Origin of the sequence: Lactiplantibacillus sp. DA1, assembly GCF_032681335.1 — a bacterium.
GTDB lineage: Bacteria > Bacillota > Bacilli > Lactobacillales > Lactobacillaceae > Lactiplantibacillus.
The window spans coordinates 126,444-151,440 of sequence record NZ_JAWHTQ010000005.1 but is presented as its reverse complement, the minus strand read 5'-3'; the positions used below and the strand labels follow the sequence as shown (position 1 = coordinate 151,440).

Annotated in this window: 18 protein-coding genes; 14 read left to right on the top strand and 4 right to left on the bottom strand. The window is 42.7% G+C overall.

Going from position 1 to position 24,997, the window contains the following annotated elements; genetic code table 11:
* Positions 1-108 precede the first annotated feature (108 nt).
* The gene (locus RXV91_RS09300) at positions 109-984 is read right to left on the bottom strand and encodes an AraC family transcriptional regulator (RefSeq protein ID WP_316439637.1); all 876 of its coding nucleotides are present in this window, start codon (positions 982-984) and stop codon (positions 109-111) included.
* Positions 985-1,136: 152 nt separating this feature from the next.
* On the opposite strand from RXV91_RS09300, the gene RXV91_RS09295 reads away from it, so the two are divergent.
* The 8 genes from RXV91_RS09295 (at position 1,137) to RXV91_RS09260 (ending at position 14,487) form a co-directional block, all read left to right on the top strand.
* Positions 1,137-4,436 (top strand): DUF5107 domain-containing protein, encoded by a 3,300-nt coding sequence (locus RXV91_RS09295; RefSeq protein WP_316439636.1) that lies wholly within the window; start codon positions 1,137-1,139, stop codon positions 4,434-4,436.
* A gap of 82 nt (positions 4,437-4,518) precedes the next feature.
* Positions 4,519-4,971, top strand: coding sequence for an NUDIX hydrolase (locus RXV91_RS09290; protein ID WP_316439635.1), 453 nt, complete (start codon positions 4,519-4,521; stop codon positions 4,969-4,971).
* A gap of 25 nt (positions 4,972-4,996) precedes the next feature.
* Positions 4,997-6,016, top strand: coding sequence for an aldose epimerase family protein (locus RXV91_RS09285; RefSeq protein ID WP_316439634.1), 1,020 nt, complete (start codon positions 4,997-4,999; stop codon positions 6,014-6,016).
* Positions 6,017-6,127: 111 nt separating this feature from the next.
* Positions 6,128-7,498 carry a sugar porter family MFS transporter gene (locus tag RXV91_RS09280; protein WP_316439633.1) on the top strand — a complete coding sequence of 457 codons (1,371 nt, stop codon included), beginning with the start codon at positions 6,128-6,130 and terminating at the stop codon, positions 7,496-7,498.
* A gap of 249 nt (positions 7,499-7,747) precedes the next feature.
* On the top strand, positions 7,748-8,743 hold the full coding sequence (locus RXV91_RS09275) for a LacI family DNA-binding transcriptional regulator (protein ID WP_021730081.1): 996 nt from the start codon (positions 7,748-7,750) through the stop codon (positions 8,741-8,743).
* Between the two features lie 116 nt (positions 8,744-8,859).
* A complete protein-coding gene (locus RXV91_RS09270; protein WP_316439632.1) occupies positions 8,860-9,894 on the top strand; it encodes an aldose epimerase family protein in 1,035 nt (344 codons plus the stop codon).
* A gap of 321 nt (positions 9,895-10,215) precedes the next feature.
* On the top strand, positions 10,216-12,174 hold the full coding sequence (locus RXV91_RS09265; RefSeq protein WP_021730079.1) for a glycoside-pentoside-hexuronide (GPH):cation symporter: 1,959 nt from the start codon (positions 10,216-10,218) through the stop codon (positions 12,172-12,174).
* A gap of 96 nt (positions 12,175-12,270) precedes the next feature.
* On the top strand, positions 12,271-14,487 hold the full coding sequence (locus RXV91_RS09260) for an alpha-galactosidase (protein ID WP_316439631.1): 2,217 nt from the start codon (positions 12,271-12,273) through the stop codon (positions 14,485-14,487).
* 94 nt (positions 14,488-14,581) lie between these two features.
* On the opposite strand, the gene RXV91_RS09255 is transcribed toward RXV91_RS09260, so the two are convergent.
* Positions 14,582-15,541 (bottom strand): beta-galactosidase small subunit, encoded by a 960-nt coding sequence (locus RXV91_RS09255; RefSeq protein ID WP_316439630.1) that lies wholly within the window; start codon positions 15,539-15,541, stop codon positions 14,582-14,584.
* Positions 15,525-17,405 (bottom strand): glycoside hydrolase family 2 TIM barrel-domain containing protein, encoded by a 1,881-nt coding sequence (locus RXV91_RS09250; RefSeq protein ID WP_316439629.1) that lies wholly within the window; start codon positions 17,403-17,405, stop codon positions 15,525-15,527. Before RXV91_RS09250 ends, RXV91_RS09255 begins: the two co-directional genes overlap by 17 nt.
* A gap of 282 nt (positions 17,406-17,687) precedes the next feature.
* Here RXV91_RS09250 and RXV91_RS09245 point away from each other — a divergent pair, with 282 nt between their 5' ends.
* The 6 genes from RXV91_RS09245 to RXV91_RS09220 all read left to right on the top strand — a co-directional run bounded on the left by RXV91_RS09245 (position 17,688) and on the right by RXV91_RS09220 (position 23,804).
* Positions 17,688-18,851: a galactokinase gene (locus RXV91_RS09245; protein WP_021730075.1), complete on the top strand. Its 1,164-nt coding sequence runs from the start codon at positions 17,688-17,690 to the stop codon at positions 18,849-18,851.
* Positions 18,852-18,915: 64 nt separating this feature from the next.
* Complete coding sequence (gene galE / locus RXV91_RS09240; protein WP_316439628.1) at positions 18,916-19,920, top strand: UDP-glucose 4-epimerase GalE; 1,005 nt, start codon at positions 18,916-18,918, stop codon at positions 19,918-19,920.
* Positions 19,920-21,383, top strand: a complete 1,464-nt coding sequence (locus RXV91_RS09235) for a UDP-glucose--hexose-1-phosphate uridylyltransferase (protein ID WP_316439627.1) — start codon at positions 19,920-19,922, stop codon at positions 21,381-21,383. The genes galE and RXV91_RS09235 overlap by 1 nt, the downstream gene beginning before the upstream one ends.
* A gap of 133 nt (positions 21,384-21,516) precedes the next feature.
* Positions 21,517-22,524 carry a LacI family DNA-binding transcriptional regulator gene (locus RXV91_RS09230; RefSeq protein WP_316439626.1) on the top strand — a complete coding sequence of 336 codons (1,008 nt, stop codon included), beginning with the start codon at positions 21,517-21,519 and terminating at the stop codon, positions 22,522-22,524.
* Between the two features lie 240 nt (positions 22,525-22,764).
* Entirely contained in the window at positions 22,765-23,211 is a 447-nt protein-coding gene (locus RXV91_RS09225) for a helix-turn-helix domain-containing protein (protein ID WP_063851420.1), read from the top strand.
* Positions 23,212-23,348: 137 nt separating this feature from the next.
* Complete coding sequence (locus RXV91_RS09220; RefSeq protein WP_316439625.1) at positions 23,349-23,804, top strand: Fic family protein; 456 nt, start codon at positions 23,349-23,351, stop codon at positions 23,802-23,804.
* Between the two features lie 133 nt (positions 23,805-23,937).
* Here RXV91_RS09220 and RXV91_RS09215 read toward each other — a convergent pair whose 3' ends face one another.
* Positions 23,938-24,837: an AraC family transcriptional regulator gene (locus tag RXV91_RS09215; RefSeq protein WP_316439624.1), complete on the bottom strand. Its 900-nt coding sequence runs from the start codon at positions 24,835-24,837 to the stop codon at positions 23,938-23,940.
* Positions 24,838-24,997: the final 160 nt, after the last annotated feature.

Genomic DNA, 24,997 nt, shown 5'->3' with positions numbered 1-24,997 from the left:
GCGCCATATCCTCAGATATGGCGCTTTCTGTACCTAATAGTTGGGTTAATAGTAACACATATTTTAGACTAATGGTACAAATTTTCAAAAAGTCATTTATCACTATGATTAGACTAGTCGTTCTCGATAGTGTTTGGGGGAGACCGCGTATTCTTTTTTAAAAACGCGAGAGAAGTAGTAACTATCAGTATATCCAAGACGGTCGGCTATTTGTTGAACAGTAATATTTGTGTAGCTTAGGTAATAAGTGGCACGCTCCATCTTTAGTTGAGTTATATACTGGTTAACGCTTTTTCCGGTAATCGATTTGAATATTCGACTAAGGTAGCTACTCGATATTTCCAGATGTTGAGCAATTGTGTCTAGACGAATTGGTTCATCAATTTTATCGTAAATATAACTAATCGCAGTGTCAACGTAGGGACTGCCTTGGACACCGTTGCTTATTTTGCCTGTGTTTAATGATAGTTCGACCAACATAAGTCCTAGTAACTGTGAAGTGTACAAGCTTCGATTATATGTGAAGCCTGGAATATAGGTTTTAATCATTAACCAAAAGTATCGCATAATGGTGTCAACTTCATTACTTTGAATATGGTCAATAAAGAATGGTTTGTCGGTAAAAATATTGGGATAATCAGTTGCTAATTTCCCGGTGAAATGTAGCCAATAGATATCCCATGGGTCATTTTCAGAAGCCTGATAGACCTGTTTGACACCTGGTGGCAGAATAATTAGTGAATATTGGTGAAGCTGATAACGTGCATGATTGATTGTTGCACTACCAGAGCCGCCAGTACAGAAGATGATGATCCATTCTTCAGCTCCATGCTCCCGTGATACATAATGATACTCAGCATTGGGGAAAAAGCCGAGATTAGTCAAATAAAGATTAGATGTGATGGGGGTCGTAATAAGCTTTTCAATAAAGGTTTTTGGCAAGACAAACAAATATTCATTATCAAAGTTCTCTAAGCGTTTCATGATTAATCATCACTCCAATTATTAGTCGATTCAATACGATTACTGGTAGGGGAGGTGTCCGATAATCCATCTTTTGAATATGAAATTGCATTCAAAGAAAGCCCTTTCAATAATATCATAGTGCTAATGAATAACGAAAGGACGTATTACAGATGCTAAATACAATTACAGGTGTCTCGTTGACAGAAACCAAGCTGACAATTCCAACATATCAGACCAGTAAACCTGAAAAAAACCCAATGTTCCTAGAAAATCGTGTCTATCAGGGAAGCAGTGGAAAAGTTTATCCTTTTCCAGTGACTGAAAAGATTTTGGACAAGAAGGTCGATCAGGAATATCACGCAGTAATTTTAGAAAATCAATATTTACAAATTACCTTTTTGCCAGAACTTGGTGGTCGAATTTATCGTGCCTTGGACAAAACTAATAATTATGACTTTGTTTATTATAATCATGTTATCAAGCCTGCTTTGGTTGGCTTGACTGGGTCATGGATTTCAGGTGGTATTGAGTTCAATTGGCCACAGCATCATCGGCCGGATACTTTTTTACCAATCGAATATCGAGTTGAGGAACATGATGATGGCGCTAAAACGCTGTGGATGAGTGATACGGATGCAATGTATGGTACTAAAGTGACGGTTGGTTTTACATTAACGCCGGATAAAGCATACCTTAAGTTGGACGAATATTTTAAAAATCCAACTGATATACCGCAAACCTTTCTATGGTGGGCTAATCCAGCAGTTCCTGTAAATGATCATACGCAATCAATTTTTCCGCCAGATGTGACGGCAGTTTTTGATCATGGGAAGCGGGCAGTATCAACTTTTCCAATTGCAACTGGCGAATATTACAAAATGGACTACTCAGCTGGTGTCGATATCTCTAGGTATAAAAATGTACCGGTGCCAACTTCATATATGGCAGCGCATTCTGAATATGACTTTTTGGGTAATTATGATCATCAAAAGCATGCCGGATTATTACATGTTGCAGACCATCATACGTCACCAGGTAAGAAGCAGTGGACTTGGGGAAATGGTGATTTTGGAAAGTCTTGGGATTATCAATTAACAGATAACGATGGACCATATATCGAATTAATGGTGGGAACATTTACAGATAATCAACCAGATTTCACTTGGCTGAAGCCACATGAAGAAAAGTCGTCAACTGAATATTTCATGCCTTATCAGCATGTTGGTGCCGTTAAAAATGCGACTAAGGATGCGGTGCTGAACTTTAAAAAAGTGGACCAAGGTTATGAGCTGATTGTTTATACGACATCTGAATTTCGTGGTGCTCATATTAAGCTCATGCATCAGGAAACTGTTATTAGCGACGATATCGTGACCATAAAACCGACACAAGTCTTTAGTAAGATTTATGGTGACTTATCAGTACCTGACGATGAACTTAAGATTATTGTGACCGATGCTGATGGCAAATTCCTAGTGACTTATCATCAAGCTCCTTCAAAAATCGAAAGAATCCCAGCACCGGCGAAAGCCATAAAAGAACCATCTCAGATTCAAACTAATGACGAGCTATTACTAGCTGCCAGACATCTTGAACAGTATAGACATGCAACCTATCGACCAGACGATTACTACTTAGAGGCCTTAAAGCGGGATCCAATGGATGAACGAGTGAATGATGCGTATGGATTACTTCTTTATCGTCGCGGATTATTTAGCCAAAGCGAGCGCTATTTTAGAGCCGCAATTGCTAGGGAGAATGTGCATAATACGAATCCGCTTAGTGGTAGTGCTCAATATCACTTGGGACTTAGTCTGTTAAAACAAGATAAACTTCGAGTTGCGTATGATCATTTTTATAAAGCAACTTGGTCGTATGAGACACAGTCCAGTGGATTCCTTGCGCTTGCTCGAATTAAAAGCGGGGCGGGGGACCTTGAGAAAACGCTGGCGTTTCTAGATAAGGCCATTTTGACTAACTATCATGATATGACGATTCGTACCCTGAAGAGTAATGTTCTACGGCGTTTAGGGAGACTGAAAGAGGCAGAACAACTGACGGTTGAAAATGAGCGAATTAATTGTTTAGATGCTGGCAATCTATATGAGAAATATTGTCTACATTCGAATGAGCATAATAATCAATTATTAAAGCAAGCTTTAAACAATAACCTGAACGATTATTTATCTTTAGCCGAGCAATATATGGATGCTGGCCAGTTTGAAGACGCTATGAAAATTGTTAGTTGTTTCGAAGGCCATAATCCAATGAAATACTATTATCAATCTTATCTCGCAACTAAGTTGGGCAATCTATCTGATGCGAAGCAATACGCGAATGCTGGTGCAATTGCTTCTCCAGATTACATTTTCCCAAATCGCTTGATGGACATTAAGGTACTTGAATATGTTATTGATCAGTATCCGGATGATGGATTGGCGGCTTATTATTTAGGCAATCTTTTCTATGATCGAAAAGTTTACGAGCGAGCAACGCAATTATGGAAATTATGCACGAAACTGAAACCTGAGTATGCAATGGCACATCGTAATTTAGCAATAGCCTACTTCAATAAGCAGCATCAGCAACAGGCTGCGCTTAAGGAACTAGAAACAGCTTTTGAGTTGGATCCACAGAACAGTCGATTGGTATTTGAGCTTGATACATTATACGAAAAGCTAGCTTATCAGTTGAAAGAGCGAATTACATTTCTAGAACGACACATGGATCTCGTCAAGATGCGTGATGACAGTTACATTTCACTTGTCACACTGCTTAATGAAACCGGACAGTATCAGCGCGCATATGACCTCATTATGGCCCATACATTCCATCCTTGGGAAGGTGGCGAAGGTAAGGTCAGCACACAATATGAATATGCTTTAGTCGAACTGGCGAAAAAAGATCTTGTAGCATTACAGCCGCAGCAAGCGATTGAAAAGTTACAACAGGCTTTAACTTACCCGCGGAGCTTGGGTGAAGGTAAGTTACCAATAGCTGTTAATAATGTGATTGATTACTATCTAGGATTGGCCTATAAGCAGGTTCAGGATGAGGCGCAAGCTAAGGCACACTTCATTAGTGCTACTCAGGGGTTGGATGAGCCTACCGATATGATGTATTACAATGATCAACCCGCAGATACAATTTTTTATCAGGGACTAGCATATGAACAATTGCAACAGGCCGATGACGCCCGTGCAAAGTACTATAAACTTATTAACTTTGGCGAGCAACATCTATTTGATGAGTTCAAGATGGATTATTTTGCAGTTTCATTGCCAGATGCATTGTTGTTTGATGAAAATTACCAAACACGTAATACGGTCCACTGTTACTATTTGATGGCATTGGGATATGCAGGATTGGGAAAACTCGAAAAAGCTCAAAAACTATTTAAACAAGCAAGCACATTAAATAATCACCACCAAGGTGTTATTCGTCATCAAAATTTTGTAAAAACCGAATAGCGCAAGCAATTTGAAAATAGCAACCATGAATGAGTTTATGGTTGCTTTTATTGAAAATGATCGATCTGAAGGAGATGTTATTTTGTCTGGATATGTAGCAGCTGTTCGTGCTCAGGTGGGACATCAGCCATTAATTTTAAATTCCGCATCGGGGGCATTACTGAATAGTCAAAAGCAGGTCCTATTACAGGAACGCACAGATACTGGTGATTGGGGTTTCCCAGGTGGGTATTTGGAGTATGGCGAGACTTATGAGCAAGCACTGACTAGGGAGTTTCAAGAAGATGCGGGTGTAAATGTATTACCAGAACGGTTATTGACGCTGTCGGATGATTTGACTTATCAGTACCCGAATGGTGATCAAGTTCAGCCAATCAATTGTTTTTATTTAGTTCGCTATATGAGTGGTCAGTTATTGGGCATGAAGACTGATGAGACAATTGCACTTGCGTATTTTGCTTTGAGCAACCCTCCTCACTTTTTTAATCAACAGCATGTACAAATGTTTGAAAAATTGCAAAGCTTATTTTTATAGGCAACGTAAGCTTGGAGGGATTTTAATGCAGATTAGGGTAGTTAAATATGGACATCAGAATCATCATGATTTGTGTGAGATTACGATGACAAATGATATCGGAATGCAAGTCAAAATCTTAAACTATGGTGCCACACTTGAAGATGTTGTTTTGCCAACGATGACTGGACCGCGAAGTGTTATTTTATCTCTAAATTCCCCGGAAGACTATGTAAAGGAACGAAACTTTTTAGGCGGCACAGTTGGACGTGTAGTTGGTAGAATCCGCAATGGTCTTTGGCAACTTGGAAGTCAGAAAGTGCAGTTACCGTTGAATGAAGGCAATAACCATATTCATGGTGGGATTGGCACGGATATGAAAGTTTATAGTTTTCAAACGAAATATGGCGAAAATACAGTCGAGACAAAATTTACTTTGGTTGATCCGGACGGTGAGAATGGGTACCCAGGTAATCTAAAAATTGAAGTGAACTATCGTCTTGATAATCGTAATTGTATTTGGTATTCAATTTCGGCTATTACGGATAAAGTCACTATTTTCAATCCAACTAACCATGTCTATTTTTGTTTAGATGGTCCTGATCAGACAGTTGAGCATGCCAGCTTGCAAATCAATAGTGATACTTACTTGCCATTGGATAAGGAGAGTTTGCCCTTTATGGGGTGTAAACCCGTCCAGGGAACTGTATTTGATTTTCGAACACCTATCCCGATTGGTCAGGTGTTAAGAACTGCTGATCCGGAAATTGTGGCTGAACATGGATTAAATCATCCGTATATTTTAACTGGTCGTCAACCGGCGGTGATATTAATTGCAGCTGATAGTAAGGTATCAATGATTATGACAACCCAATCACCGGCCGTGGTTGTTTACACCGCAAATCACTTCAACCATCAGGGTGTAGCTAGTAATATTGGCCGATACAATGGTGTGGCATTGGAGGCACAGTGTCCACCAATGGAGTCAAGCGATCTAACGCCAATTATCTTGATGCCAGGTGAGGCATTTAGAACATGGACTAACTGGTCGTTTGAATTTGAATAAGCAAGCTTCAGGATAGTCCATTCTTAGAAAAGATTAGTGCATGTTAATGTATGCGCTTTCATAATATATTTAACTTAATAAATCTTGAATTTAACAAAAGAGGTAGGCGTGATGAGTAATAGTAAAAGAAAAATTAGTTCTTATGTCATATTGATCTCATGTGCAGCTGCACTTGGTGGTCTATTATTTGGCTATGATACGGCAGTAATTTCGGGAGCGGTTGGATTTCTGCAAATTAAATTCAGTCTGACTAGTGCAGAAGTCGGTTGGGTGACCTCCTGTATTCTAATTGGCTGTGCTATTGGAGTATCAGTAGCTGGAGTTCTTAGTGATCTATTTGGACGCAAAAAAATCTTAGCTTTGTCCGCTATTATTTTTGCAGTATCTTCATTAGGAGCAGCGTTTTCTAGCAGTTATCTAATCTTAGTTATCTGGCGGATACTAGCTGGTATTGGTATTGGATTAACGTCCCTGATTACGCCCTTATATATTGCTGAGATGGCGCCTTCAGAAGTACGAGGCAAATTAGTTTCTGTGAATCAGCTGGCAATCACGATTGGGATATTTATCGTGTACTTTATTAATGCGGCAATTGCTTCGGGTTCTAGTGCTGATTGGAATATTTCTACAGGGTGGCGTTGGATGATGGGAATTGGTGTGATTCCATCGGCGCTATTCTTGATAGCATTGATTCCAGCAGGCGAAAGTCCTCGTTGGTTGGCACAACATGGTAAACAAAGTGAAGCTTTAAAAGTTTTGAAAAAGGTGGAGTCCAGTGAGCTAGCTGCTAAGCAGCAACTCAATGCGATTCAAGATGCTGAAAAAGTAGTCGATGACACGAAATTCAGTGACTTGTTTAATAAAACATGGTTCCCGGTATTAGTAATTGGTGTGCTTTTGGCATTGTTCCAACAGTTTTCTGGTAGTAACGCGATTATGTACTATGCACCTGAGATTTTTAAAGGCGCTGGATTTGGTCAAAGTGGTGCATTTATGGCGACCGTATCTATTGGTGTCATTAATATGGTGATTACTGTAGTCTCATTGGGATTAGTTGATCGAATTGGTCGTAAAAAATTACTTGGATGGGGCTCATTTGCCATGTCGGTTTGTTTACTAGTTGTTGCGATTTGTTTCTTTACTCATGCATCTGCTACGGTGACTTTAACCTTTATCCTGTTGGCAATTGCATCATATGCGATTTCATTAGCACCAGTGACATGGCTTCTTATTTCTGAGATATTTCCCTCTAGAATCCGTGGGCGGGCAATGTCAATCTGTACGGTTGTTTTATGGCTAAGCGATTTTACGTTAAGCTATACGTTTCCAATTCTGACGCAGAATATTGGAGAAGGATGGACATTTATACTTTATGTTGTTGTAACGGCTGTGTCAGCGTTATTTGTTTGGAAGATGGTGCCGGAAACAAGGGGGAAATCATTGGAAGAAATCGAACAATATTGGCAGAATAAAGAAAATTAACTTTTTGGTTTTATGTACGATGGTCAGGTTGGCCTAGAATTCCCTTGTAAATATTTTTCATTCGCTAAATTGAACTTTTCATGGTAAAGTTTGAAATGTAGGAGATTATTATGGGTTTTAAAAAGTATAATATGGTTTTACCATGATATCTCAGCCGTTAATGAACTAAAAAATTGTAAAACATTTACAAATATGCAAGTTCAATTTAAAATATGATGATAATGAAAAACAGAAACAGGGGGCCAATCCATGGCGGCAACGCTAAAAGATATTGCGAATAAAGTTGGTGTATCATTAGCAACGGTATCGCGCGTGCTAAACAAAGATCAGTCATTGTCTGTTAGTGATACGACGCGTCAGCGAATCTTAGATGCAGCGGAAGCATTACAGTATTCAAAAAATAAACGGCATACTGTCGCGACTGCCCGTAAACGGCTTGCCATTGTTCAATGGTATTCAGAATCCAAGGAACAAGATGACTTGTATTATATGTCAGTGCGCATGGGGATTGAACGACGCGGACAGGATAATCAGTTTGAGGTAACGCGTATTTTTCAGAATAATTTACAAGAACTGGGACCGGACGTAGATGCGGTTATCGCCGTTGGTAAGTTTAGTCAGCCACAAGTAGCGGACTTGGCTGCGGTGACTGATAATCTAGTCTTTGTAGATGATGATCAGTTCGATGCTGGTTTCGATAGTGTTATTACTGATTTTCGGTTAGCAACCGAAAAAGTTGTCGATTACTTCTGGCAACGTAACTTCCATCGTATTGGGTTTATTCACGGTCAAGAAATGACGACTGACCACCAATTAGCGGTAGTTGATCGGCGGATGTTAGGTTTTCGAGCTGCAATGGAACGGCGGCATGCGTTTGATCCCAAGTTTGTCTTCAAGGGCGATTACACAAGCGAGTCTGGTTTTAAAATGATGCAAAAAGCCATTCGTAAGTTGGGCGATCAGTTACCAGGGGCCTTTTTTGTGGCGAACGATCCGATGGCGGCCGGTGCGCTCAAGGCATTGCAGGCTAGCGGTATTCAAGTGCCAGAACGAGTAAAACTATTTAGTTTTAACAATACGTCGTTGGCAACTTTTGTTTATCCCGAATTAAGTGCCGTTAATGTTGATACCGAATTGATGGGGGCGACTGCTGTTAATTTAGTGATGACGCGCTTGGCGGGACGGACAACAACGCAACGCGTCGAATTGGGCACCAACTTAGTTGAACGAGCCAGTACTAAATAGTAAAAGGGACGGCTGGAAATCAGACGCCCTTTTTTATTTAACTAAAAGTTTTACTCAGATGGCTGAAATTCTGGTATACTACATAATGAAAGCGGTTTAAATAACACGGAGGTGGCATGATTTTGGAAACTAAGAAAACAGTATTTGATCAGCTGGATGGTCAAGACGTAATGCGTTATACGTTAGTTAACGATCGTCAGACTCGCATTTCAGTATTGAGTTACGGTGGTACGTGGCAAGAATTTGTTGTCAATGAAGACGGTGTTGAGCATCCTTTGATCTGGGGCCTTGATAACATGGCTGACTATCAACGAGTGGGTTACTGCTTGTGTCAATCAATTGGTCGGGTTGCTGGCCGAATTGGTGGTGCTAAGTTCAATATTGATGATCAAACTTATCAAGTTGAAATGAATGAACAAACACATTCGTTGCATGGCGGTGACCATGGCTTTAACACGCTCAACTTTGATGGTGCTTTTAGTCAGACTGATGATAGTGTCAGTGTGACTTTAACGAAGCACATTAAGGCTAGTGATGATAATTACCCGGGAAATATGGACGTGGCCATCAAGTTTACGTTGGATAATCAAGATCAAGTATCGATTGCGTTTACTGGTGATACGGATGCTGCGACACTCTTCAACCCAACTAACCACGTTTATTGGAATACGACCGATGATCGAACTAGTTTAGCACAACAAAAATTGCAGATTACGAGTGCGGCTCATCTTGAGTTTGATGGTGAGAAAGTACCGACTGGTAAGAAATTAGCGGTTAAGGGGACGGCGTACGACTTTAACCAGGCGCAACCAGTTGAAAAAGCACTGGCCCAATTAAAGACCGAAAATGGTGGTATTGAATTCGACGATGCCTATGAAGTGACTCCTAGCGCCACGGAACCAATTGCCATCGTTGGCGATGTTGACGGTCAACGGCAGGTTAAACTTTACTCGGATCGCAATAGTCTTATTATTTTCACGGCTAATCCATTTGATGCTGATAAGGAAGACACACATCAATATAATGCGTTAGCGACGGAAGCCCAGACTTTGCCGGATGCCATTAACCATGCGGACTTTGGTGATATTGTTTTGCGTCCCGGGCAACCAGTGACCCATACGATCCGGTATCAATATGAACGATTAAATTAAGATTTGTTATTGTGTTAGGCAGTTTGTAAGCCTAACACTTTTTTATTGAAATGGGACACTTTAAACGGTGTTTACAGTGTTTAGTAAAGTGTTCTTTTTAGGACTGGCAGTGTCGTTAATAAAGGACAAAACCCATTCAATGCTAGTAGTGTATGATGTTACGGTGGCTTGATATGGAGATATTAAGGACGAGGAGCGCCACAATAAAAATCGGTATAGATAAAACTATTGAACAAATTTTACTAAAAATCATTGACATTACTTCTGAAAACGATTACATTTAAACTTGTAAATTATTCAAGGAAGATGTGAGGCGAGATTATGGATGCAGAGACAAAGCAGAGTAAGAGTCGTAAAATAACGTCGCGACTTGCTTATTCATTTGGGGCGTTTGGGCACGATGCCTTCTACGCAACATTGTCAACTTATTTTATTATGTTTGTGACTTCCCATCTATTCGATAAGAGTAGTGGGGCACAAGGGACTAAGATGATCGCGTACATTACTATGATCATTGCAGGTCTACGGTTCGTGGAACTCGCGATTGACCCGTTAATTGGGAATGCAATTGATAACACTAATTCCCGGTGGGGTCACTTTAAACCATGGATTGTTACTGGTGGGATTATTGGTTCCGTTGTTTTAGCGTTATTGTTCACTAGCTTAGGCGGCTTGAATACGTCTAACCCAATTCTATACCTAATTATTTTTGCAATTTTATATATTACAATGGATATCTTCTATTCATTTAAGGATGTTGGGTTCTGGTCAATGATACCTGCGATTTCATTTGACTCCGCAGAACGTGAAAAGACGGCGACATATGCCCGGGTTGGTTCTAACATTGGCGCTAACATTGTTGGGATCGTTGTTATGCCAATTGTTTTGACATTCTCAGTTAAAGCCAACAGCGGCCAAGGTGATAACCGTGGTTGGATGGCCTTTGGGATTATTATTGCGGCGATTGCATTGATTTCCGCCTTAGTCGTTGCACTTGGGACTAAAGAAAATGATTCTGAATTGCGTAAGAACACTGAAAAAACAACTTTCAAAGAAGTTTTTAAAGTGTTAGCACGTAATGATCAATTGATGTGGCTATCATTGATGTATGGGATTTACACGGCAGGCATTGCCATCACTAACTCACTAGAACTTTACTATTTTACTTATATTTTGGGTGATGCATCGAAATTTACACTCTTAGGATCATTGAATGCATTAATTGGGATTTTCGCCGTTTTGGCTTTCCCACCATTAGCAAAGAAGTTTAGTCGTCGTAAAGTGTTCTTCTTGGCAATTGTTATTATGATGATCTCGTTGATCATGTTTGCCTTTGCTGGTCAATCATTACCAATGATCTTGACAGCAGCCGTATTATTCTACATTCCACAACCATTAATTTTCTTAGTTGTCTTGATGGTTTTGAGTGATTCTGTTGAATATGGGCAATTAAAGTTTGGTCACCGTGACGAATCTTTGACCTTATCCGTTCGGCCTTTACTTGATAAATTAGGCGGTGCGATTTCTAACGGTGTCGTTGGTTTAACTGCTGTTTGGGCCGGGATGACGGCTGGTGCTACTGCTGGTGATGTGACTAGCCATGGTGCTGCTATCTTCAAGTTAATGATGTTCGGTGTACCTGCTGCTATGATTTTGATTGGGACATTCATCTTCTTCAAGAAAGTTAAGTTGGATGAAAAGATGCATGCGCAAATCGTTGATGAACTCGAAAAGACTTGGTCAACTCATTTGGAAACTGATGAAACCCCTGCCGAAGTTGAAGCAGAAGCTGATACTAAGACGACAGTTTACCAGGATCCCGTTGCTGGTGAATTGATCAGTTTGAATGATGTTGCGGATGAAGCTTTTGCTAACGGTAGTATGGGTAAAGGGTTTGCTATCAAACCAACAGATGGTCGTGTCTTAGCGCCATTTGATGGTGAAGTTGTTGCAACCTTCCCGACTCGCCATGCGATTGGCTTACGTTCTGACACGGGTATTTTAACCTTGATTCATATTGGGATTGGTACCGTTAAGATGCGCGGAACTGGTTTTGTTCAGTATGTTGAAAAGGGCGACCATGTCACACAAGGGCAAGAATTAATTGAATTCTGGCAACCAGCAATTGAAAAGGCTGGCTTGGATGATACCGTTATGGTCGTTATTACAAACTATAAAGATATGCCCGAATTTACGTATCTTAAAGATTCAGGAACCACCGTACAAGATGATGAAGATGTCTTACAATTATCGAATGTCGGCTTACCGGATCAAGCATAGTTTCTTTACGAGGAGAGCTATTAATGACGCGAGCCATTAATAGCTCTTTTTGTGAACTGAAATAGAAAAAGTTAATAGCGAAGGGAAGATTTTACTATGGCAGTAACGTTGCAGCAAACTTTAATTGACATTGATGAAGAACAACTTGTCTTTCACCTGCATAACGATCAAATCTCGTATATTCTAGGTGTGGAGACAGGCAACGTGTTGGCCCACTTGTACTTTGGCCCACGGGTTCGGGGTTATCATGGCGAGCGTCAGTATCCCCGGATTGATCGGGGGTTCTCAGGAAATTTACCGAATACGACTGATCGAAGTTATTCCAAGGATGATTTGCCACAGGAATACGGTGGCAATAATACCGGTGATTATCGGCAACCCGCCGCGATTATTCGCGCGGCCAATGGTGCTCGAACAGTTGATTTTCGTTATCAAGACTGCCGGATGGAAGCCGGTAAGCCGGAACTTAAAGGCTTGCCACAAACTTATGTCGAAGATGAGGATGAAGCCCAAACTTTGATTGTGACGTTGCGAGATGCCACATTAGGCGTGACACTCGAATTAGCCTACACGATTTATCGGGATCGGCCAGTTATCACGCGTAGCGCCCGGTTGATTAACCAGAGTGAGCAAACTGTCGACTTAGAAAAAGTGGCTTCAATGCAGATGGACCTGCCAACCCAACCATTAGATGCCATTTCATTACCTGGAAGCTATGCGCGTGAGCGCCAGCTTAGTCGTGAACGGCTCCATCGAGGTGTAACTCAGTTTGAAAGTCGCCGGGGTGCTAGTTCTCATCATATGAATCCTTTTGTGGCGCTAGCTGATCCGAATACTAATGAATTTCAAGGCAATGTCCTTGGTGCATTGCTAATTTATTCAGGTAACCATCAGATTAGTTTAGAACGGGACCCAATTGGTCAGACGCGCTTGACTATGGGAATCAATGAATATAATTTCGACTGGCGATTGGCGGCCGGTGATAGTTTCCAAACGCCCGAGGTTGCAATGGTATACTCGACGACGGGGCTTAATGGTATGTCGCAAACCTACCATGATTTATTGCGTGATCGCGTGGCGCGCAGTCGTTACAAGCATGATCTCCGGCCGATCTTGATCAACAATTGGGAAGCCACTTACTTTGACTTTGATGCGGACAAGATTCAATCAATCTTGGATGCTGCAGCACCACTGGGTATCGAAATGTTTGTGCTGGATGACGGTTGGTTCGGTCATCGAAATGATGATAATAGTTCGCTAGGTGACTGGTTTGTTAATCGGAACAAGTTACCAGGAGGCTTAGCGGATATTAGCAAACGGACCCATGATAAAGGGATGCGGTTCGGACTTTGGTTCGAGCCAGAAAATATTTCAGCCGATTCCGATCTTTATCGGGCCCATCCTGATTGGGTGTTAGGCGTACCAGATCGTGGCCGAACATTATCGCGGAACGAATACGTGCTTGATTTCAGCCAGCCGGATGTTGTCGACAATATTTTTGAACAAATGACCGCGGTTCTTGATAAGGTGCCCATTGATTATATCAAGTGGGATATGAACCGCAATTTAACGGAAGTCTATTCGCCACATAGCGATTCAACTCATGAAGGTGAGACTAGCCACCGTTTTATCTTAGGTGTATATGACTTGATGGAGCGTTTAACGAAACGCTATCCACAGATCTTATTTGAAGGCTGCTCTGGCGGTGGTGGCCGCTTTGATGCTGGTTTAATGTATTACATGCCACAGAGTTGGCCATCAGATAATAATGACCCAATTGAACGGCTCAAAATTCAATATGGGACTTCACTCGTTTATCCAATTTCTGCAATTACCGCCCATGTCGGGACGAGCCCGGATGAATTGTTAGGACGGTCGACGTCGATGAAGATGCGTGGTGCTGTGGCAATGAGTGGTACCTTGGGCTATGAACTGGACGCTGCCCAACTAAGTGATGCGGACAAGCAGGCCGTTAAAGCACAGGTTGCCTTTTATAAGCAGCACCGTGAGTTAGTTCAATACGGGACCTTCTATCGATTAGAGAGCCCGTTTGAATCTAATACGGTCGCGTGGATGTTTGTTAGTCCGGATCAGAAAGAAGCCTTGCTATTCACCTTCGTTATTTTAGGTGCAGTTCAACCAGAACCACATATTACGAAGCTAGCGGGATTAGATCCTCAGCAGACCTACGTTGAGACTGACACAAACAAAATGTATGGTGGCGATGAACTGATGCAACTAGGACTTTACACGACTCCCGTTCAAACCAGTGATTTCACCGCGCAGGTACATTACTTCAAGGCTAAGGACTAAGCCGTTAGTTACATTGAAATTTGATTATCGTTAATCTAAAAGAACGCTCTGGCAAATGACTTGCCGGAGCGTTCTTTTAGCATCAAATTAACTTTTAGAAATGAATGTTAAAGCTGAAGTCAATGTCTTGATCAGCGGGGATATGATATTGGGATTCTACGTCCGTCCCCCAACTATCAATGCCACCGACCCCACGAACGGCACCGTAGATTGATAAGATCGTTCGCCGTGCTAATGGTAATTCTTCCATGTGCGTTGCGTTTTCTAGTTCAGCGGCGGTATAGGGGAGGCAGCTGAAGGCGAATGGTGCATCGGCTTGGCTAAACGTCAAACTGAATGGTGTGTTGTCATGATCAGCGTTATTTTGTGTGGTTGATCGCGTTACTGTCACTTGTTCAGTTTGCATGTGCATACCGCATTCTTGTGGGACCAAGTATGGTGTGACTGGTAGACTGTCAACGTGGAATTGTCCGTGCGTTGCGCCGGCCAACCGGTCAGGATAAGTCTCGCCGGACAAACCGGTATAGTCAAAGCCAGTCGCGGTAGTTGGCATGATAAACCGCAGACCAAATGCGGGTAGCTCTGGCAAATCAGACTGACCGCTATAATGAGTGGCAACGTTGATTTGGCCATCTGCTGTCACTGTATAAGTCACTGTGACGATGGTACTAGGAACGGTCGTGGTAACGAAGTGGTAAGCCAGTGAGACTTTCGTGGCGATTTCGTGATCCGTGTACTTGTTATTGAGTGGTGCGATTGGTAACGGTGTGACTGGTTGGTCGTCAACCGTTAATTCGATATCTTGACAAGTTGAGAACTTATCAGCCGCGTACCACTGTGCGGATTTGATTGAAAAGCCGCTACCGTGATCATTATCGGTTGTTGCCCGCCAAAAGATGGGCGTGGGTGTGCGATAGAGCCACTCTTTATCGTTGACGACGAGTGATTCAAGTCCGCCACGTTCGTAGCTAAAGAGGTAGTGAAAATTAGCCCCTTGTAGCCCTAAACCCCCATCACCGTAAATAACGTGTAATTGATTATTTGTGTAAGCCATAATAATATTTCACCTCTTGCATTGCTGGTTTTGGTGTCCGGTCGGCAAACATTAAGCCGTCACCGGAGAATTCGTAATCGGAGTGGCGTTCATCGAAATCACCGCCATATCGGAGCACGTCTTGGTCGGTAATTGGGTCATGAACGAAGAGCGCTTGATCAATAAAGTCCCAAATAAAGCCACCTTGATACATCGGATACTTGTCGATCAAATCATTATATGATTGCATGCCGCCCAGAGAATTCCCCATGTCATGCATATATTCACAATCGAGGAATGGCTTGGCCGGATAATCCTCCAGGTAAGCTGCAATATTTTCGGGCTTTTCGTACATCCGACTTTCAACATCAGAAATGCGATCTTTTAATTCTGGTGTGTGGACGACACCTTCGTAGTGGACGAGTCGTGAATCATCGTGTTCTTTATAAAAAGCCTGCATCGCCGCGATATCTTCGCCGGCATATGATTCATTGCCAAGCGACCAGAAAATGATCGATGGGTGGTTTTTAAACCATTCGTAGTTCGAACGGGCCCGGTCGATCACCGCTGCTAACCAGTGTGGATTATCGCCAGGAACATTGTAAGAAGGCTCGATAGCGCCCATCTTTTGCCATGACCCGTGCGATTCGAGGTTGTTTTCGGCCATTAGGTAGATGCCGGCCTCGTCGCATAATTGATACCAAGGCAATTGATCAGGATAATGGCAGGTCCGATCGGCATTGATATTGTTAGCTAACATGGTTTGGATATCAGCGCGCATATCAGCCATACTGATAACGCGACCGGTGTGGGCGTTCCATTCGTGCCGGTTAACACCGTTGATCACCAACCGCTTATTATTGACGTAAATGACTTTGTCATCGCGCAGCTCGACCGTCCGGAACCCAAATTGATACGGGACGACTTCCAAGAGTTGGTGATTGGCATCGTAAACTTCAATTGTCAATTGATAGAGATACGGCGTTTGTGGTGACCACAAGTGCAGTTGGTCAAATAACATAGTATCAAAGGTGATACTGTCACTACCGGTTTGCGTTTGACTTGTCTGTACTCGCCCGTCATGGTCTTTAACGGTCAGCGCTAAAGCGGCTGGTTCGCCGGTTACTTTAGTAGTGACGTTGAGCTCGCCGCTTTTGAGATTGGCATTCGGAACTGGGCGGATGTCCAAATCAGTAATATGGCTAGCAGGCTCCGCCAGTAAATTAACGTCACGGAAAATACCAGAGAAGCGGAACATATCTTGGTCTTCGATAAAGGCAGCAGTACTGCGTTTGTAGACCCGAACCGCTAAAACATTACCTTGGTCCTGAATATACGGCGTCAGATCAAACTCTGAAGGGGTGAAACTATCTTCAGCGTAGCCAATAAAGTGACCATTTAACCAGACGTACAGGGCTTCTTCTACCCCTTGGAACTGAATGATAATACGTTGCCCTTTAAAAGCATCGTCGAGATCGAATGTTTTGAGGTACGAGCCGACGGTGTTGTCCGTAGCGTCGCTGAATAGGCCTGGTGTTAATTGATCTTGATTGAGGGTATACGGTGGGCGACGGTAAATTTTACCTTCCCATGGGTATAGCGTGTTAATGTATTGGATTTGGCCGTAGCCAGCCAGTTCAATATGGCCGGGAACTTGAATTGTATCAAAGTCGGTCGCGTCGAAATCGGGTTGATAAAAATCAATGGGACGTTCAGCGGGGGTCTTGGCGAAGTTAAAGCGCCAAGTGCCGTTGAGACTCTTAACGAAGCGACTACCTGTTTTGAATTCTGCTGTGTCGTGATAATAACGGTGATCACTATGTGCAGGTAATTGGTTGACCCGGAAGACTTCTGGGTCATCTAACCATTGAAGATTAGCTTGCATGAGGAAGCTCCTTTCAAAGTTACAAAAATAAAAACGCTTACAATTATCATAAAACAAAATATTAAATTTGTATATGTCGTTTTAGTTAAATTTTAACTAAATGACGATGCCTTTTGAAAACAGCAAGGGACCGCGTGAAAATTAGAAGTGACAATTTCATAAATTTATAAAGCGTTACCAAATTTGATATTAAAGGGTTAATGAGATGTTGACAAGCGCCGTTAAAAGCATTATAGTCAAATTAATAAAATTTTAGTAAAACAAATTACGGAGGGATTTTTCATGAATACTAGCGACTTAAAACAGGAGTTTACTGAAGCCTTTGATACCAAACCAGAACGGGTCTTTTTCTCACCGGGTCGGATCAACTTGATTGGTGAACATACTGATTATAACGGGGGCCATGTTTTCCCATGTGCGATCACGATCGGGACATATGGTGTTTATGCACCCCGGACAGATACGACGGTACGGATGTACTCAGCTAATATTCCAGATGCTGGGATCGTCACGTTTGACGTCAACGACCTGTCATATGACAAAGCCGCTGGTTGGACGAATTATCCCAAAGGTATGATGGATGAAATTGTTAAGACCGGCGCTAAATTCGATCATGGTTTTGATTTCTACGTTCATGGCAACATGCCTGATGGTGCTGGATTATCATCATCTGCGTCAATTGAATTATTAACTGGAATCATGTTAAACACTGGCTTTAATCTCGGTATTAGCCAGTTAGATCTTGTTAAGATCGGTCAAAAGTGTGAGAACAACTATGTTGGCGTTAACTCCGGGATCATGGATCAGTTTGCTGTTGGGATGGGTAAAAAAGATCAAGCAATTTTACTTGATACCAACACCATGGACTATTCTTATGCACCCGTAAAGTTAGGCAACAACGTAATCGTTATCATGAATACGAACAAACGGCGCGAATTGGCGGATTCAAAATATAATGAACGTCGTTCCGAATGTGAAGAAGCACTACGCCGACTACAAACTAAGTTGGACATCAAATCACTTGGCGATTTAACCAACGACCAGTTTGACGAAGCAGCTTACTTAATCAACGATGAGACTTTGATCAAACGCGCCCGCCATGCCGTTTTCGAAAATCAACGAGCCATTCGCGCAACTAAGGCCTTGGCTGACGATGATTTAACGACCTTTGGCGAATTAGTGACAGCTTCCCACGTTTCACTACACTTTGACTATGAAGTGACTGGGAAAGAATTGGATACGTTGGCCGAAACAGCGTGGAAACAACCAGGCGTGCTTGGTGCGCGGATGACTGGTGCTGGATTCGGTGGCTGTGGTATTGCCATCGTTGATAAGGACCAAGTTGATGCCTTTAAGGAAAACGTCGGTAAAGTTTATCGCGACACGATTGGTTACGACGCTGATTTCTACATTGCTGAAATCGCAGACGGCCCTAAGGAACTTTAATAAAAGCATTGATTTAAAATATAAATTAGCAGTAAGCATTGAGAAATATTGAGGAGGAATTAGAATGGCAGTTTTAGTTTTAGGTGGTGCCGGCTACATCGGTTCACACGCAGTTGATCGGTTGGTTGCAAAGGGGTATGACGTGGCGGTTGTTGATAACCTAGTCACGGGGCACCGGGCAGCAATCAATGAACAAGCGCGTTTTTATGAAGGTGATGTCCGGGATACGGCGTTCATGAATACCGTGTTTGACCAAGAAAACGTTGAAGGTGTCATTCATTTCGCAGCTTTCTCAGTTGTTCCTGAATCGATGAAGGATCCGCTCAAGTACTTTGATAACAACACGGCAGGGATGGTTAAGTTACTCGAAGTGATGGCTAAGCACGATGTGAAGAAAATCGTCTTCTCATCGACCGCAGCAACTTATGGTGAACCTAAGCAGGTGCCAATCAAGGAATCGGACCCACAAGTGCCAACTAACCCATACGGCGAAAGTAAATTAGCGATGGAAAAGATCATGCACTGGTCAGATGTGGCTTACGGGATTAAGTTCGTGGCCTTACGTTACTTCAACGTGGCGGGGGCTAAGCCTGATGGCAGTATCGGCGAAGACCATGCACCAGAAACCCACCTTGTACCGATTATCTTGCAGGTGGCTGCTGGTGAACGTGATCAGTTACAGATTTTTGGTGACGACTATCCAACCCCTGATGGGACCAATGTTCGCGACTATGTGCACGTTGTCGACTTAGCCGATGCGCATATCTTGGCTTTGGAATACTTGAAGCAAGGGCATGATAGCGATGCGTTTAACTTAGGTTCTTCAACCGGCTTCTCCAACAAACAAATGTTGGATGCTGCGCGTGAAGTGACTGGTAAGCCAATTCCAGCCGTTATGGCGCCACGCCGCGCTGGTGACCCAAGTACGTTAGTTGCTGCTAGTGACAAGGCACGCACCGTTTTAGGTTGGACACCTCAGTATGATGATGTGAAAGAAATTATCAAGACGGCTTGGACTTGGAAAGAAAGTCATCCGGCCGGCTATGATGATCGGGGAGGCCAAGCATAATGACGAGTTTAGATCAATTTGTCACGGCGGTGATTGCGTCGCCTTCGCAATATACTGAATTAGACCGGATCTATGTGCATAATCGGATCCTCGGTTTGGTTGGTGAAGGCGAGCCAGTTGTAGCGACTGATGACCAATTAACGAGTTTAACGGATGCCCTAGTTAAGACGGCGATTCAAAATAGTAAAATTGAAGCGACTCAATCGGATGAGGACATCTTAGCAGATCAATTGATGGATCTTGTGACCCCGTTACCATCCGTATTGAACCAACGTTTTTGGGATAAGTATCAGGTTAGTCCGCAAGCGGCAACCGACTATTTTTTTAACTTAAGCAAAGCAAATGATTATATCAAGACGCGGGCCATTGCGAAAAATGTGGTCTTTCCAGCAAAAACGCCGTTTGGTGACTTAGAGATTACCATCAACTTATCAAAGCCTGAAAAAGATCCTAAAGCGATTGCGGCAGCACGTAACCAACCACAAGATGGCTATCCACTTTGCCAACTATGTATGCAGAATGAAGGCTATCTAGGCCGGCTCGGTTACCCAGCACGGAGCAATCATCGAATTATTCGGTTAACACTTGGCGGCAATACTTGGGGTTTCCAATATTCTCCATATGCTTACTTTAATGAACACTCGATTTTCTTGGATCAAGAGCACCGGCCAATGGTCATTAACCGGCAAACTTTTACCAACTTACTTGAAATTGTTCAGCAATTTCCACATTACTTTGTGGGCAGTAATGCGGACTTGCCAATTGTTGGTGGTTCAATGCTGTCACACGAGCATTACCAAGGTGGTCGGCACGAATTTCCAATGATGAAAGCGCCAATTGCACGCACGATTGACTTAGGTATCGCGGGTGTTAAGGCTGGAATTGTTAAATGGCCAATGTCGACGATTCGGCTGACGAGTCAGGACTTGGTTGCATTAACGGATGCCGCTGTGAAGATTCATGAGACGTGGAAGAATTATTCGGACGAGAGTGTGGATGTTCGTGCTTATACGGATGGCACGCGTCATCATACAACGACACCGATTGCGCGCAAAGTTGGCGATGACTACGTATTAGATATCGTTTTGCGTGATAATCAGACATCCGCTGAATTTCCAGATGGCATCTTCCATCCACATCAGGATGTTCAACATATCAAGAAGGAAAATATTGGCTTGATTGAAGTGATGGGCCGGGCCATTTTACCAGCCCGGTTGAAGACCGAATTAGCTGAAGTCGGCAAATACTTGTTGGATCAGCCTAATCAAATGGTCGCGATGCATCAAGCATGGGCTGATCAATTGAAGACCACTAATACCATCACTGCTGACAACGTGACGACTGTCATTGATACGGCGGTCGGCAACGTCTTTGCCCGGGTTCTGGCGGATGCTGGGGTCTTTAAGTGGGACGCTACTGGTGAGGCAGCCTTTGATCGTTTTGTCGCAGCAATGCACGATTAAGTTGTTAATCAAATAAAGACGTGGGGCAACGGGGTGTTGCAGACGCGATTTACCAACGAGTCATGATTGGTGAATAGTGTTACGCCCAGTTGCCCCACGTTTGTTATTCAGTGCTAATTAAGAGAAAAGAGGAATGACAATGGCCGTAACGTTAAAAGATATTGCGCAACGAGCAGATGTCTCATTGGCGACGGTATCGCGGGTCTTAAATTATGACAAGACACTATCAGTGAGCGAGCAGACCCGCAAGCGCGTGTTTACGATTGCTGGCGAGCTGCGGTACAGTAAGCGTAAACGTCAGCATATAAAGGCGCTAATGCGGAAAAATATCGCTGTGATTCAGTGGTATTCTAAGATTCAAGAACATGATGACTTATATTATTTAGCGATTCGTAAAGGAATTGAGCATCAAGCTCAAGTGTGCGGGTTTACGACGACTAGTATCTTTCAGAATAATTTAGATCAGGTTGGCGATGATATTGATGCAATCGTGGCGGTGGGAAAATTTAGCCCTGTCCAAGTACAACAGTTGAGTCGTTTGTCAAACCAGCTTGTTTTTGTTGATGACGATCACTTTGCTCAGGGATTCAGCAGTGTGGTGACTGATTTTACGTTTGCTACTAACCGCGTCGTTGATTATTTTTGGCGGCGTGGTATCCGAGATATCGGCATGATTTATGGCAAAGAGTGGTCCACTGATCAGCAGGTGGAGATTCCCAATCAACGTCAGCAAAGCTTTGAACAGGCGTTGCAGCGGCATCATGCCTATCATGCTGAGTATGTATTAGCTGGTGATTACACTAGTCAATCTGGTTATCTGATGATGAAACGGGCCATTGCAATGTTAGGTGATCGCTTACCACACGCCTTCTTTATCGCTAATGATCCGATGGCAGCCGGTGCGCTCAAAGCGTTACAGCAAGCTGATATTGCTGTGCCACAGCGGGTCAAGTTGTTTAGCTTCAATAACACGACGCTGGCCGAATATGTGTATCCAGAGATTAGCTCGGTCAATGTTGAGACTGAACTGATGGGAAAGACGGCCATCGATTTGTTGGTGAGCCGGTTCCAAGATGATCGTCAAGCAGCCCAGCGCATTGAACTGGGAACGACGTTGGTGGAACGCGAAAGCACCAAATGAAGTGATCGGGTGTTCGTGAGATTTGGCAAAAATATCGTAATTAGTAATGTGCCACTCGGATTGTTAAAAAAGCGCTGCATGATTTTGATGGAGCACGGGTTAGTATTGAATAGCGCGCGTGAATGGGTTGATTGGTCATGCTACTGCTTTCTGATTAGTTGGTCTGTTTTGCTAAGGTGTGAGGCCATAATAACGACAATTGTACCCTTCAAGGGTATAATTGTGAGTGAGGTGATGAAGATGAAAACAACTGCCACAATCCTTAAGGAGATTCGGCAACATTACCAAATTAGTCAGGCAAAGCTGGCAAAGTTACTCAACACCTCGGTTAGAACGGTGCAGCACTGGGAACAAGCGGACTACCAACCAAGTGGCACCGCGGTACGTTTGATTCAGATTTTGGCTACGGACGATGCGGTGTATACCGCACTGACAAACCTCGAGGAGGAGAATACGATTATGTATTTAGAACACGATGATCAGAAGTTCACCATCATGGGTGTGCAGTTTCGGAATCAAGAGGAATACCGGGCGACCATGAACTCTGTGATTAGCAACATGTATGAGGGTTTTGAACCGACTAAGTTCGATATTGAAATGGCGCAACGCTCATATGTTGAGGGATCACCGACTGCTGAAGAAATGTTGGCTCAGATTCGGGCTGCTAAGTCGACAACTAGCAAATGAAATAATGGGAAGATTACCTTCAACCAAATGGTACCTTACGTAACTTATTAGGAATTACGGATGATGAGGAACTTCATCAACTAGAATATGATTACACTGTTGATCGGTCGCAGAAGTTAATTCTAGCCAAGTATAAGTTGCCAGATGGGCGACAATTAACTGGACAGCAGGTAGGAGAGTTAAAGTTGATTAATGGTTATCTGCTTGGAAAAGTTTACGACTGGGCAGGTCACTATCGCGAAGTTGATTTCAACAAGACTGCGAATGGCGTGGTGACGTTTTTCCACCCGGTGGCTTTATTTGGTAATGCTGAAATGGATATTCAACGCCAACTCGATAATTTTGCGATGTTACCGAATGACCGGGAACAGCTTGCAAAGGCGTTGGGACAAGTTGTCACCGAAATCAACATGTTTCATCCGTTTCGGGAAGGTAATGGCCGCACGACGCGGCTGTTTACTGAAGTTTTGGCTTGGCAGCATGGTTTTGACATCAACTATACCCAGGCACAGCAGGATGCTTACATGCAAGCGTCAATTCAAGATGATGCTGAGATGATGGCACAGGTGTTCCTGGAAGTACTAACCAAATAGATCAATTATTGTTAGTCGTAATACTAAGAATGGTCTTAAAGTAAAACAACAAGTGCACTCGGAAATTTCTAATCTGAGTGCACTTGTTGTTTTAGTTTAGTGAGATATATGACGTTTGTCGCAGCGGTCAATTTTACTGCTTGAGTGGGCCACTAACTTTTCGTTTATATTCGGATGGGGTGGTCCTTAGGTATTTTTTAAACAGACGAAAGAGTGATGAGGTGTTTTGATATCCGATGATGTCGCAAATGTCAGCGAGTGTACAGTTAGTCTTGATCATCAGATTTTGGGCAGCAGAAATTCGGCGGCGGTCAACAAGTTCTTTAAAGGTCTTGCCCGTCGCTTCTTTTAATTTGTTACCCAGATAATTCGTATTATAAGAGAACTTGGCGCTGACATCACGTAATGTCACGCTGGCGAAATTCTGATTGATGTACTGAATGATTGGCAAAAGATTGTCGTCCGTATTGTCAGAAAAGTTAATGTATTCTTGCTCAATCGATTGCGATAATTCAAGAATTAATGTAGATAGCAGCAGGCCCATTGATTTATTACGTTGGCGGCTCTTTGTAAGGCCCTTGATAATTAGGCTTTCAACCAGGTTGATGGCAACTTCTCGGTGTGTTAGGTCAAACAGAATAAAGTTGTTGTGCAGGGTATTGATATGGGAGGCATTATATAGAAATTGAGTGATTTCGTTGGTAGAAACAGCAATATAATCAAAAAGTTGATTCATCGTTGAATCATCCTTAAGCAAGATATTAATCAAAATGTCGTCGCTACCTGTTGATTCAATCTGTTGAACAATATCCTTATCCATCAAAATTAAGTTGTGCTGATGGAGCGTCACTTTTTCGCCGTTGATATATTGGGTACAAGTGCCCGCATACATGTAATTGAGCTCAATAAAGTTGTGTGTATGAGCTGGTACATAGGAGAACCGGTTGTTTTTCGTAATCGCAATGTCACCATCTTTAAAAAAATCAGAGCGTGGCATTTGAGGAATCGGATTATTGACGTAATCCAAGTCCATATAGTTAACATTACCGTGTAATTGGCGCTGTTTTAGTTCGACAGGAGTTAACGCAAATAATTCATAGTCAAGAAACTTAGGACACATTTATATTAACCTTCTTTAATGTTTATCGTTTACAGTGACCTGTGATTTTGCATGATTATTCATGTGGTCGAGA